Genomic DNA, 13,559 nt, shown 5'->3' with positions numbered 1-13,559 from the left:
CCTGCCCCTCCGCTCCCCTTGCCCCTCCGCTCCCCTGCCCCTCCGCCCCCCCTGCCCCTCCGCTCTTATCGGAAAGGAATCAAGACTCATTCTGAGGTAGGATAACGGTGGCGACAAAATTGCAAATAAATGTAAAGAATATATATAGATATTAATAGGACTTACGCAAAAACTCTCTAAAACTCCTATTTCTACCCTGCGGGTTTGCCTTTGGTGTTCTCGTAAAGTAGCCGCTCCGCGTCTATGCGGGTCATTTTTACATAATTTTGCGTAAGTTCTGATTAAAAAAGCACATTTCAATCACGTTATTTCATGTAGGTAGCTTCATGTCCATGACCACGATCGCCCCTGAACAGGTTAACCGTATCGTTTGGAATCAGCATCACGATCCGTTTGAAATACTAGGTTCTCACCCCATAGAACAAAATGGCAAAACTGTCTGGGCTGTGCGAGCCTACCTACCAAATGCAAGTGCAGCATGGGTAGTCTTTCCTGAACAACGGAAAGAATACCCAATGCAAACAGTGCATAATCCCCACTTTTTTGAATGCACGATTGAAACAGCAGAACTGGCAAACTACCAGTTAAAGATCAAAGAAGGGGAACATGAGCGTGTCACCTATGACCCTTATGCTTTCCGTTCTCCCCGCCTGACAGAGTTTGACTTGCATTTGTTTAGTGAAGGCAATCATCACCGGATTTACGAGAAACTGGGAGCACACGCCACGGAAATAGACGGTATCAAAGGCGTTTATTTTGCCGTTTGGGCACCCAATGCTCGTAATGTTTCAGTCCTGGGAGATTTTAATCTCTGGGACGGACGCAAACACCAGATGCGTAAAGGGCCCACCGGAGTTTGGGAATTATTTATTCCCGAAATTGGAGTGGGGGAACATTATAAATATGAAATCAAAAATTTTGAAGGACACATTTACGAAAAATCTGATCCCTACGGTTTTCAGCAGGAACCCCGCCCCAAAACAGCATCCATAGTCACTGATTTAGATGCTTACAGTTGGAGTGACCAAGAGTGGATGGACAAGCGGCGTCACACCGATCCACTGACGCAGCCAGTCTCAGTTTATGAAGTACATTTAGGCTCTTGGTTGCACGCTTCGAGTTCAGAACCAGCCAAACTACCCAACGGTGAAACTGCACCTGTAGTTACTGTCTCAGAACTTAAACCAGGCGCACGCTTCCTTACCTACCGAGAACTGGCAGACAGACTGATTCCCTATGCCAAAGAATTGGGATACACCCATTTAGAACTACTGCCAATTGCAGAGCACCCCTTTGATGGCTCTTGGGGTTATCAAGTAACTGGGTACTATGCCCCTACCTCCCGTTTTGGTAGCGCCGAAGATTTCATGTATTTTGTTGACAAATGTCATGAAAACGGAATTGGTGTGATTGTTGATTGGGTTCCCGGTCACTTCCCCAAAGATGGTCATGGTTTAGCTTTCTTCGATGGTAGTCACTTGTATGAACACGCTGATCCCCGTAAAGGCGAACATAAAGAATGGGGGACTTTGGTGTTCAACTACAATCGCCATGAAGTCAAGAATTTTCTAGCAGCAAATGCTCTGTTTTGGTTTGACAAGTACCACATTGACGGAATTCGTGTCGATGCTGTCGCCTCAATGCTCTACAATGACTATTGCCGCGAACCAGGAGAATGGCTACCTAATCAATACGGTGGCAGAGAAAATCTAGAAGCAGCGGATTTTCTACGTCAGGTAAATCACATTATTTTCAGCTATTTTCCTGGCGTTCTCTCAATTGCGGAAGAATCTACTTCTTGGCCAATGGTATCTTGGCCTACCTATACAGGTGGATTGGGTTTTAACTTGAAGTGGAATATGGGCTGGATGCACGATATGCTGGACTACTTCAGCATGGATCCTTGGTTCCGCCAGTTCCACCAAAACAATATCACTTTTAGCATGTGGTACAACCACAGTGAGAACTTCATGCTGGCTCTGTCTCACGATGAAGTAGTACATGGTAAGAGCAATATCATCGGCAAAATGCCGGGAGATACATGGCAGAAATTAGCTAATGTGCGTTGTTTGTTTTCCTATATGTTCGCTCACCCAGGCAAGAAAACCATGTTTATGAGCATGGAGTTTGGGCAGTGGAGTGAGTGGAATGTTTGGGCTGATTTGGAGTGGCACTTATTACAGCATGAGCCGCACCAAAAGTTGAAAACATTTTTCCAAGAGCTAAATAATCTCTACCGCTCCGAACCGACTTTGTATACTCAAGATTTTGCTGAGCCAGGGTTTGAGTGGATTGATTGTAGCGACAACCGTCATAGTGTAGTTTCGTTCATCCGGCGTGATAAGGATTCTGATGATTTTGCAATTGTAGTTTGCAACTTCACACCGCAACCCCATTCTCACTACCGCATTGGTGTACCACAAGCGGGATTTTATACCGAGTTGTTCAACAGCGATGCGCGTCAGTATGGCGGTAGCAATATGGGTAACTTAGGTGGTAAATGGACAGATGATTGGTCTTTGCATAGTCGTCCTTATTCGCTGGATTTATGTTTACCACCTTTGGGCGTGTTGATTCTGAAGTTGGATAAGAAGAAGACTGCTGAGGTGATGGGATAATAATTGAGGGTGGGTAATACCCACCCTCAATTATGCGATCGCACCATTTTACAAAAAAGCGATCGCATAGAATCATCTCATTGCCTCAAGACTCAATAGCGTAATCATAGCCAGTGTCAAACTTGCACTCAGTACAAAATCATCGAAAGATAAAAGTCAACATTTGTTTAAGCGATCGCTTTACCAACGCAATCATCAAAGCGTAGGCGTAGCCCGTCGTAGCGAAAAGTCGGAGCGGCGGTTTCCGCCGTTAGCGTAGCGGTAGCGAGTCATCGAGCGTCTCTGAACTTTTTAAGACAGACATCGCTAATCAATATCACTCCTGTTCTAAAATCCTTTCTATATCTTGCCCTGCATAGAGAACCCGCACAACTTCAATGTTTTCATCTCGCTCAAAGTAAAAAATTAGATACTTTTTAAATCCCTTAACAACCCATTTACGTAAACCTTGTAAACGAAGATTATTCAGAGGATAACGGCTACCCATTCCAGGCATTCTTGCTAACTGGGCAAAAGTTTCTCTTACAGAGTCAAAAAACAAAAGAGCAGTGTCGGGGTTTTCTTGGGCAATGTAAACAAAATACTCATCAATATCTAAACTGGCTTTGGGTGTAATGACTATCCGCTTTGCCATTATTTCTCTTGATGCAGCTGGTTGAGCAAGTGTGTGCGTTTTTGCTGCCACCATTCATCATTAACTTCTATTGCCTCTCCACTTTCAAGTCCTGCAATTAAAAGTTCTTCTATATGTTCTTGCATTTTGCGTTTTTGGTCTTGAGTGATTAACTCTTGTAGATATTCGCTAACTGAACCGTAGCCACCTTGAGCCACTTGTTCCTCAACAAAAGCTTTCATCGACTCAGGCAAGGAAATATTAATGCTACTCATAACCTTGGCAGTTAGGTTGAACTATTTTTTCCATGTTATCAAGGTTGTTAAGCGTTGTCTTTGGAGAAACTTCTGCGATTAGCTTGCCTCATCGCATTTATGTTGATGAGAGAATAGCGATGTCTGACGACAAGCTGCTTATCTACTAGACGCTCCGCGTAGCTTGCTTCTTTGCAGGAGTACGCATCTACGCAGACAAATACCTAATTTTGCCTATTTTTTGCTAGTCAGTCTATTAATTCTCCTGTTTGTCGCAAGACTTGTTCATAGAGACTGCGGCTCACCCAATATTGAGAAGTATTAATCATAGCATCTAGTAAGGGTTGCACCTGTGTAATTATCTTTCTATTTTTTGCTAATAAGAGAATACCTAGAGTACCAATTGTTTGTAATCCCAAATTTTGAGCTACTTGGCGTGCTTCACGTTCATCTAGCAAAATTTGCCGTTCTCCAGTTTCTATCGCTAAAGCAATTGCTTCGCGTTCACCATTATCTAATTCTGACGGTATGTTGAGTGTTATTGTTGAAACTGAGATAACTTCCAACCATCTAGCAGCGTTCGCTTGCAATATAAATTCCGATCCGGGAAAACTTACAATAGTTGTTTCATCATAAACAGCTTGGGGAATAACAATTTGTCTAAATGTAGTCTGCAAGATATCAAGACGATTAATAGCTGCAAAATTTATCAAAGGCGTAGCGTTACAAACAACGGTCACAGTCTCTAAAAACCTGCTTCAATTATTTCAATATCTTGAGCTAAATCTGCTTCATTGTAATGACGCTTAATTTTGTTTTGTCCTAAAAGTTTCTGAAATTCCCATACAGACAAGTTAGCTAGGTGACGTGCTTGACTAAAAGTAAAAATATTCTCTGCGTACAACTGTAAAGCTAATTCCTGGAGAATAGCTCGTTCACCTTGATTTAAGGAATCAGGTGATATTTGTAAGTTGATGGGTTGGATAAATTGACTCATTACCAACTCGTATGAAGTAAGGTTTACTAGTTTTATCATAGAAATTGCAGTAGGGCGATGCCTAGGGCAAGCTACTTCATGTCTACGCACTTAATAAAAAGAGCGATCGCAGTGTTTAAGATTAGAGGAATTGCACCTCTATTGTTGATGAGAAAGAAGTGATACCTACTGTGGGCTTCGCCTACGCAAGTCTACAAATACTCAATCCAGCCCTGCATCTCTTCGGGACTTAGCGCTTCGTAAATCAAGACCAAACTACGAATGATTTCACCCAGCGAACGGGCATTTTTACTACAATAAGCAACGCCACATCCGGATCAACGTTCTCATCCAAATGGAATTGAATGCGGTTACTCACCGCGTAACTCTTTCAACTTTGCCTGCAAACGGGATGGGTAATTGCTCTGCAATGAGTCAGCAAATGCTTCATCATCTTGAATGCTCTGCTCAATTTCATCTCGATGATCGTAGTAGTATGCCATCGCTGCATAGACTGAAGCTAGAGAGAGATGATATTTCCCTGCAATCAAATCTAGAGACTGTCCCATCCGTAAATATAAGGTGGCAATATCGCCAACTGTCATTCGAGTGCCTGCAATTCGAGGTTTCCCTCTTCTAACTCCTGGTGTAATTTCCAGATGTTGATTGAGTGTGACTTCCATAATGGCATGATTTCACTAATTTATAGATGTAAATACAATTAACACTCCAATTGTAAAAGCCGATCGCCTACGGTAGGGTGAGCTTATCGGGCTGTTGTTGATGAAAAGCGATCGCCATTACCCAATGTTTTAATTACGAATTAGTTGTTTAACGAATCGCCACAGCAGGTAGAATGGTAAAATTACTATTCGCAACAAGATTTTGACAAACTGACCTAACCGACGTTTCCAGATGGGACGGGGAGCTAACTGGCGTCGCAGAATTGCCAGATTTTTCCGAATTGTTGTTGTAGTGGGATGATTAACCCCTAAAATGCGATCGCACATCTCCAAAGCTTGGTTGTAGAGAGGTTCCGCTTCACTGTACAGCCCTTGGCTAAAGTAGAGTCCAGCTAAATTGTTCAAGCTAGAAGCCACATCGGGATAGTCGCCAGTAAACAGGCGCTTTCTCATCTCCAAAGCTTGGTTGTAGAGAGGTTCCGCTTCACTGTACCGCCCTTGGCTATCGTAGAGTCCAGCTAAATTGTTCAAGCTAGAAGCCACATCGGGATGGTCGCCAGTAAACAGGCGCTTTCTCATCTCCAAAGCTTGGTTGTAGAGAGGTTCAGCTTCACTGTACAGCCCTTGGCTAAAGTAGAGGAAAGCTAAATTGTTCAAGCTAGAAGCCACATCGGGATGGTCGCCAGTAAACAGGCGCTTTGTCATCTCCAAAGCTTGGTTGTAGAGAGGTTCAGCTTCACTGTACAGCCCTTGGCTAAAGTAGAGGAAAGCTAAATTGTTCAAGCTAGAAGCCACATCGGGATGGTCGCCAGTAAACAGGCGCTTTCTCATCTCCAAAGCTTGGTTGTAGAGAGGTTCCGCTTCACTGTACAGCCCTTGGCTATCGTAGAGTCCAGCTAAATTGTTCAAGCTATTAGCCACATTGGGATGGTCGCCAGTAAACAGGCGCTTTCTCATCTCCAAAGCTTGGTTGTAGAGAGGTTCAGCTTCACTGTACAGCCCTTGGCTAAAGTAGAGGAAAGCTAAATTGTTCAAGCTAGAAGCCACATTGGGATGGTCGCCAGTAAACAGGCGCTTTGTCATCTCCAAAGCTTGGTTGTAGAGAGGTTCAGCTTCACTGTACAGCCCTTGGCTATCGTAGAGTCCAGCTAAATTGTTCAAGCTAGAAGCCACATTGGGATGGTCGCCAGTAAACAGGCGCTTTGTCATCTCCAAAGCTTGGTTGTAGAGAGGTTCAGCTTCACTGTACAGCCCTTGGCTATAGTAGAGTCCAGCTAAATTGTTCAAGCTAGAAGCCACATCTGGATGGTCGCCAGTAAATAAAGCTTGGCAAACATTGACGCATTCCTGACTCCAAGGTTCTGCTAATTGATATAGTCCTTGTCCCTGATAAAATCTTGTTACTCCCTCAAATATCCAAGCTACTTGATCATTGGGTACTGATGCTGGGGAAATTATTTGTTCTTCTGTTGCTTGGTTAATCTCGGCAATTAAACGGTTTCCCAAGTCTTCGAGATGGGGAACGACATCTTTGATGCTTTCAATCTGCTCAGAAGTGGGTGAATTAGGAAGGATTTGGGCGACGGCTATCATGGCAGTGGCGAAAGTTGTTTCTAAAACTGATTGCATCTCGCCAGACGCCGCTAGCTGCTCTTGCAAAAACCATCGCACTAAGGCATGAATTTTATAATATCCTTCTCTCTCTTCTACCAGTTGCAGCAAGTTACGCTTGTAAAGTTGCTTTTTAGCTTCGTTTAATTCATTTTCTGACCAAGTTAGCTGTCTTTCTTCTTTGCCTTCCTCATCTTCTTCCCCTCCATCTGTCGCTACCCACAAAACCAAATCCCAAAGAATTAATTGGGGAGAAAATAAACTCAAAAATCTTCCTAGTTGTTGCGCCAGTGGGTCAAGTTCTGACCAAGTTAAGGCAAAGGCGGCTTTAACTCCTAGTTGCGATTGACCAATGGTTTTCTCTCGCTGTAGAGATTCTTCAGTTAATTTGCGTTCTTGTAATCGTCTCAACATCGTGTTGAGAGATAGATTTGGCTCTCCTGTTAAAAAGCCTCCCACTAACTCTATGCCCAAGGGCAAATATTCCAGACATTCACATATTGCAGTTGCGGCTTCTGTTGCGTTTTCTACTCGCCTGTCTTTGTCACCCAACAGTCGTTTTAACAGTTCTAATGCTTTTTCTGGCGAGAGAACATCCAAGGGAATCTCTTGAATAAAATTAGGATCTAAATGCCGCAGTCGAGTAGTCACCAGGACTCGGAAGTGGTTATCGTTGGGAACGACTTCGCCGAGGTTGGCTAGGTCAGTCACGTCATCGAAGACAATTAAGATAGGCAAGGGAGAGTCGGGATATTTAGACCAACACCAGGCGACTTGTTCTTTAAGGCTTAAAAGTCTTCCTCCTAATTCTTGGGGAATCTCAAGACCAAACTTGAGGAAAAACTCTAAAACTTCGGCGGCGAGATTGGTTTTGCGATCATTAAACCAGGCAATTCCGCCATAATCTTGTTGATATTGTCTTGCGTATTGGGTGGCTAATTCAGTTTTGCCCACGCCTCCCATTCCCGCTATTGCTACATAATTTCCCCGCTGCAAGTCTTCATGCACTATTGCCAGTTCTTGTTCTCGCCCGACAAAATGAACGGAACCGCGATAAGGGATATATTTTGTGGGACGTAGTTGTTTTTGCCCCTCAATAATTTGATTGTTAACGGAAGCTTGTCCACCAGGGGCGACGTAAACACCAATTTTATCGGCAAACTTCCCAGAGTCTTCAGGCATACATGGTTAAATCTCGCTGTTCACGGGAACTGGAAAACCTCTCTCCAAACCTCTCTCCGAAACGGAGAGAGGCTTTGAATCTTACTCCCCTTCCAGCAACAAAAGTTTTTCCGCTTCCCTCTCTTCTTAGGCTACGGTGTACACACAAGTTTTCTAGAGTTGTCCCACAGGCTTTTGATCCCCCCAACCCCCCTTAAAAAGGGGGGCAAAAACCTCTCAAAGTCCTCCTTTTTAAGGAGGATTTAGGAGGATCTACAACGATTTTGGTTTTGTACAGAGATCTGTAACAGGGGCAAAAACCTCTCAAAGTCCTCCTTTTTAAGGAGGATTTAGGAGGATCTACAACGATTTTAGTTTTGTACAGAGATCTGTAACAGGGGCAAAAACCTCTCAAAGTCCTCCTTTTTAAGGAGGATTTAGGAGGATCTACAACGATTTTAGTTTTGTACAGAGATCTGTGTACACTTAGCCTTGTTGGAGAGGGTTAGGGAGAGGTAGGGAAGAGGCTGGGGGTTAGGTCACACAATATACTTTCACTGATAATTTAAAAAGACTGATTTTGAATATTTCCTGTGCCACCTGGCATTACTACCTGACCAATTTTGTCTGCCAATTTCTCTAGGTTAGGCATAGCCAGAATTTGAGCAAGTTTAGGATTTGGTTCCGCTTTAGCTGCTTGTGCCAATTCCTGTGCAGCTTGAGCTACTTCAGGATTAGCTTGAGCAGCCGATTCTACCTCTAGTACAGCTTTGCCATAATCGAGTGGTTGTTCTGGTGCTTTCTCTATAGCTGCTACAGTATGGGGAGACTGTTTTTTGAGCGTGACAATAAACTTGCCAGTCTTGTCCCATAGAGTTTCTCCTACCTTTTCGCCCGTTTTTTCTAAGGCTTTGGTGGCTATTATAGTGCCAACAGCGATCGCCGCAGTAGTTAAAGGTTCCATGTGCTACTTTGACTTTGTGTATCCTATTTACTTATTAACACACCGCTTTTGTTCTAAATTCCGCAACCAAGTTAATAAGTTTAGATTTAGCTGAGTTTCGGATTTTGGATTATCAATATTGCTTTTTAAGTTTCTTAGTTATAAAAGCATTTTTGTCAAGCATTTAACGCACTACTTTGTCTGGCGGTGCGTTAAGTGTTCCGCCATAACGTACTCTACTAGTTAAATCACAATTTACATCAACTAAACCACGATTCACATCAACTAAATTATGATTTGCATCAACTAAATCACGATTTACATCAACTAAATCGTGATTTACATCAACTAAAATATGATTTAGCTAATAATACTGGTTTTGTTGCTTAATTTAATACTGATCTTTGAGGATTTTACTGAACTAAAATGCAGCTTTAGTAAGGCAAACTAGCTCCAGTACACTAAGAAAAAAATATATTTATGCCTCGTCAAAAACGTACATATCGCGTTTTAGAAAAAGCTGAATTAAGAGCATCTGGACTCAGAGCAATTGATCCTAACATGGATTTTGGGGATACTCGTAACTTGCAAAATATGACACAACTCATTGAGCAGTACCGTACCAAGATAGATGCTTATAATACTGCTTTAGCTGTGATTGACTCTTCTAAAACCGAGATGGATGAATTAGACAAAACCTTAAATGACCTTACTGAGAAAATGCTCATTGGAGTTGCTTTTAAATACGGCAAAGACAGCCGTGAATATGAAATGGCGGGTGCTGTTCGCAAAAGCGATCGCATCCGCAAAATCTCAGCCAGCCGTTTGAAAGTAGACGCAGAGGAAGTATCTGTGAAGAACCAAACCGCTTAGTATTATAAAAAGGCGTCGGGAAAACCCATTTCTTCTAGAGATGGGATGAAAGACGCACCGACGCCGTTGACAGTTGATGGTTGACAGTCAACAGTCAACTGTCAACAGTTTAAACTTGATAAGTTTGTCTTAGTACCTCTTCTATTGAACCTACACGCCGAAACGCTTCTATTAGTTCATGGGACTTGGTTTTTCGGTTCGCCAACATAACTTTTAATGGCGTTAACAACTTAACATCTGGATCTTTGCTAAGAGCAACTTCAGCGGCTTGCAAAATCTTTGTAGCGGTTGTAAAAATATCTTTATTATCAAATCCTTCTTTTGCAGAAAGTTGGTGCAAACCTGCGTCGGGTATAGTTGCTCTACCCAACAAAGTTTCATCTAACACCAGACCTTTCAATAATGCCAACAATGCTGCATAAATAGAAAAATCATCACAACTATCACAAGCTTTAAATTCGATGCGCCCCACTTCAGATGGAATACGGGCAATTTTTGTCAATGAAGGGACGCTCTTAATTAGTTGTTCCTCTTTCTCGACAAAAACTAACGTTGCCGATCTTTTTCCCGTTCTGATAAACGTCCGTACCGAAAGCCCATCCCATAGACTTCCATGATAAAAAGGAGAACTATAACTAAAAGGAACAATATAAGGGCTGTAATAAGTTAACTTTTTGCCAATATCAATCATTCGTTCAATAGATAAGTCTACTACAGAAATATTTAAATCTGGGCCGTATGTCACCATGTAAATATTGGCAGTTTGTTCGTCAGGATAAGCTTGTAATTGTCTGATTTCATAATCGTTTAATGGGAGTTGAGGTTCAAAAAAATGATTATAAGGATTAAAACTAAGTAAAACTGGTGAGAAACCAAAGCTAGCAGCAACTTCGCGCAGCAAGCAAAAACTTTCTGATAATTCACTAATAGCGCCTTGAATATTAGAATGTATGGTCGTTCTAATTTCGATGCCTTTAGGCAGACAGTCAATTACTTTGTCAGAATCCGCAAACCGTTCAAAACCTTCAATGTACCATCTCTTTTGTTTAATACCAGCGTCTCCGACGCGCAGTTGAGGATAGTCATTAGGGTATATGGGCAACCTTTCGACAATTTGATTGAACTCAGAAAATTTAGTAGATAAAAAATCAGCAAACTTTCCTTCTTTGTTGAGGAAAGCAACTTCATGCTCAATGCCAAAACAAAACATTTTGTATACCTTAATTACAATTACTTGAGGTCAACCTAATCGAAACTAATGCCAATCGGTATGCAAGCATTATTATATATGAGATTATTTAGCATTAACGAATTTATTCCCATCGTCATTAAATGCTGATTTCAATCTCCGCAAATTTTGCGCCTAGTGTGATCAGCTATGCTTTTTGAACTTTTAAAATTGTTACTTAGAGGTAATTAATAATAATTTTTGAATGATATTAACATTAACTTTAGTTTTACTCATGATTTTAAGTAGAAAAATTCTCAATATTACCCAGAAAGGGATTTTACCTCAAGATAGTACTGTTGCAATTTTGAAATTTCTCTGGTTTAAAAATCTTTGAATAGGGCCCGTCGTAGCGGCAGTTTCCGCCGATGGCTCCACCAAGACCAAGGGCGAACTGTTAGCGCAGCTTTAGCGAGTCACTTTTCAAGACAAACATCGCTTCACTGTCAAAAGTTACAGGGAAAGACAGGGAACTGGAAACTGTCAATTTTTCCTTTATCTTTTAATAAAAAACAAATCTTTAGAGCTTTTAAGTTAGCTGTGTAACAGTTTATCCACCTTCAAGGTAGCTTAGTATTGATTGAGGAAAGCTTGAGACGTGAGTTTATGATAAGTGCCGTTCAATCCCCCTACAGCAGCGAACAAATTGCCGCTTGGTTGCGTGGACTGCTCACCATTGCTTGGGCTGATGGTAATTTCGACGCCCAAGAACAGGAATTGATTGCCAGCATCACCGAGGATGAATTAGCTCCTGGGATTAACTTCGAGTCACTAGAGGTAATCACACCAGAGGAATTAGCCGCAGTATTGGGTAAAGGTACACCAGCAGCGGAAAATTTCTTGCGTACAGCCGTGATGGTAGCGATCGCAGATGGTACTTATTCTCCCAGTGAAGACAAGGTTTTACAACAGTTGTGCCAAGCCTTGGAACAGCCAGAGAATGTACTGGAAGCCCTTCGCCATACCCTGGAACATCCACAAATTACCCCTACAACTGGGCTGACAAAGCCGCAAATTAACGCACTACACCCCCTGCGTCAATGGCTAGACGGGCTAGATATCCAAGATCCAAGAGTAGCCCGCTTTTTGTGCAAAATGATTCCTTCCCAGTGCCCCTTTGAGCGGGATGTCAAACTGTTTGGACGTAAGATTGTTCATATTCCGCCGATGTGCAAAATTAATCCGCTGTATGAGCAACTAGTAGGCTTGCGTTTCCGCGCCCTCTCCTATCTAGCAGATGAATGCGGTGAAGATATTTCACCATACATTTGAGTGCTGAGTGCTGAGTTCTGAATTCTGAGTGCTGAGTGCTGAATGGGGAATCACCGAACTTCTGATATCTGAATCCCAGACTGTCTTATGGGCGTCTAAAGGAAAAAATTCCGCTCAGAGTTCTCGGAGAGTTACAAGTAAAGAGTGAGGAATGAATAGTTAATTAAAACTTATAATTTATAACTCACCATTCGGCACTCAGGACTCTAAGAATATGCAATTTATCGACCAATCAGTAATTGAAGTTGAAGCTGGCAAAGGTGGCGATGGTATTGTCGCCTTCCGGCGCGAGAAGTATGTACCAGCAGGCGGCCCCTCCGGTGGTAATGGTGGACGAGGCGGCTCGGTAATTTTTGTTGCCGATGAGAACCTACAAACCTTGCTGGACTTCAGATATAACCATCGCTTTCAAGCAGAAAACGGTGCTCGTGGTGGGCCAAATAACTGCACTGGAGCATCAGGAAAGGATTTAATCATCGAAGTTCCTTGTGGTACTGCTATTTATGATGCAGGAACAGGTGCTTTGCTAGAGGATTTAATCGAACCTGGACAAAGATTTCGGGTTGCTGAAGGCGGTAAAGGTGGATTGGGAAATCAGCATTTCTTGAGTAATCGCAACCGCGCCCCAGAATACGCCCTCCCCGGACTACCAGGGGAAATGAAGGTGTTGCGTTTAGAGTTGAAACTTTTGGCAGAAGTGGGAATTATTGGCTTACCAAATGCGGGAAAATCCACTTTAATTTCATCTTTGTCTGCCGCACGCCCAAAAATTGCCGATTACCCCTTTACTACCCTCATACCAAATTTGGGTGTAGTACGCAAACCCACTGGTGATGGTACAGTTTTCGCTGATATTCCCGGACTAATTGAGGGAGCATCTCATGGTGCTGGACTAGGACACGATTTCTTGCGCCACATCGAGCGCACGCGGGTGCTATTGCACTTAATTGACGCCACCAGTGATGATGTAATCAGAGATTACAATACAATTCAGCAAGAATTACAAGCTTATGGACAAGGTTTAGCCAAGCGTCCCCAAATTTTGGCGCTGAACAAAATTGACGCGGTTGATAAAGAAACAGTGGATTTGGAAGCGCTAGCCACCCAACTTAATCATCTTTCCTACGCCCCAGTTTTCTTAATTTCAGCAGTGACGCGCACTGGCTTAGAGCCAATGTTACAAGAACTTTGGCGAATTCTTGACGAACTTAATGCTGTTGAAGAAGCAGAGGTGTTGGCAATACGGTTCGGATAAGATCCCCCCGCCTGCGGCGACCCCCTTAAAAAGGGGGTAAAGATCAGAAAAAGCCCCCCTTTTTAAGGGGGG

At 42.7% G+C, this 13,559-nt stretch carries 12 protein-coding genes; 4 read left to right on the top strand and 8 right to left on the bottom strand.

Annotation, left to right across the window (positions count from 1 at the left end; genetic code table 11):
- Positions 1–326: 326 nt before the first annotated feature.
- Entirely contained in the window at positions 327–2,618 is a 2,292-nt protein-coding gene (glgB, locus tag FNW02_RS32355) for a 1,4-alpha-glucan branching enzyme (protein WP_191761535.1), read from the top strand.
- 316 nt (positions 2,619–2,934) lie between these two features.
- Here the strand turns inward: glgB and FNW02_RS32350 are convergent, their stop codons facing one another.
- The 7 genes from FNW02_RS32350 to FNW02_RS32320 form a co-directional block, all read right to left on the bottom strand.
- Complete coding sequence (locus FNW02_RS32350; RefSeq protein ID WP_191761534.1) at positions 2,935–3,252, bottom strand: type II toxin-antitoxin system RelE/ParE family toxin; 318 nt, start codon at positions 3,250–3,252, stop codon at positions 2,935–2,937.
- Positions 3,252–3,506, bottom strand: a complete 255-nt coding sequence (locus FNW02_RS32345; protein ID WP_191761533.1) for a type II toxin-antitoxin system ParD family antitoxin — start codon at positions 3,504–3,506, stop codon at positions 3,252–3,254. Before FNW02_RS32345 ends, FNW02_RS32350 begins: the two co-directional genes overlap by 1 nt.
- A gap of 227 nt (positions 3,507–3,733) precedes the next feature.
- Positions 3,734–4,225 (bottom strand): DUF3368 domain-containing protein, encoded by a 492-nt coding sequence (locus FNW02_RS32340; protein WP_191761532.1) that lies wholly within the window; start codon positions 4,223–4,225, stop codon positions 3,734–3,736.
- 5 nt (positions 4,226–4,230) lie between these two features.
- The gene (locus tag FNW02_RS32335) at positions 4,231–4,482 is read right to left on the bottom strand and encodes a UPF0175 family protein (RefSeq protein ID WP_191761531.1); all 252 of its coding nucleotides are present in this window, start codon (positions 4,480–4,482) and stop codon (positions 4,231–4,233) included.
- Between the two features lie 350 nt (positions 4,483–4,832).
- Positions 4,833–5,144, bottom strand: coding sequence for a DUF433 domain-containing protein (locus tag FNW02_RS32330; protein ID WP_191761530.1), 312 nt, complete (start codon positions 5,142–5,144; stop codon positions 4,833–4,835).
- 129 nt (positions 5,145–5,273) lie between these two features.
- A complete protein-coding gene (locus tag FNW02_RS32325) occupies positions 5,274–7,937 on the bottom strand; it encodes a tetratricopeptide repeat protein (protein ID WP_191761529.1) in 2,664 nt (887 codons plus the stop codon).
- Between the two features lie 544 nt (positions 7,938–8,481).
- Entirely contained in the window at positions 8,482–8,880 is a 399-nt protein-coding gene (locus tag FNW02_RS32320) for a hypothetical protein (RefSeq protein ID WP_191761528.1), read from the bottom strand.
- A gap of 459 nt (positions 8,881–9,339) precedes the next feature.
- Between FNW02_RS32320 and FNW02_RS32315 the strand changes: the two genes are divergently transcribed.
- Entirely contained in the window at positions 9,340–9,732 is a 393-nt protein-coding gene (locus tag FNW02_RS32315; protein WP_191761527.1) for a hypothetical protein, read from the top strand.
- Between the two features lie 109 nt (positions 9,733–9,841).
- Here FNW02_RS32315 and FNW02_RS32310 read toward each other — a convergent pair whose 3' ends face one another.
- A complete protein-coding gene (locus FNW02_RS32310; RefSeq protein WP_191761526.1) occupies positions 9,842–10,942 on the bottom strand; it encodes a glutamate--cysteine ligase family protein in 1,101 nt (366 codons plus the stop codon).
- A gap of 624 nt (positions 10,943–11,566) precedes the next feature.
- On the opposite strand from FNW02_RS32310, the gene FNW02_RS32305 reads away from it, so the two are divergent.
- Both FNW02_RS32305 and obgE read left to right on the top strand, forming a co-directional pair.
- The gene (locus FNW02_RS32305) at positions 11,567–12,232 is read left to right on the top strand and encodes a Mo-dependent nitrogenase C-terminal domain-containing protein (protein ID WP_191761525.1); all 666 of its coding nucleotides are present in this window, start codon (positions 11,567–11,569) and stop codon (positions 12,230–12,232) included.
- Between the two features lie 214 nt (positions 12,233–12,446).
- Complete coding sequence (obgE, locus tag FNW02_RS32300; protein WP_191761524.1) at positions 12,447–13,487, top strand: GTPase ObgE; 1,041 nt, start codon at positions 12,447–12,449, stop codon at positions 13,485–13,487.
- The last annotated feature ends 72 nt before the right edge of the window (positions 13,488–13,559 follow it).

This window comes from Komarekiella delphini-convector SJRDD-AB1, from assembly GCF_014831675.1.
GTDB lineage: Bacteria > Cyanobacteriota > Cyanobacteriia > Cyanobacteriales > Nostocaceae > Komarekiella.
The sequence above is the reverse complement of the archived record's forward strand: the minus strand, read 5'-3'. Positions and strand labels throughout refer to the sequence as shown.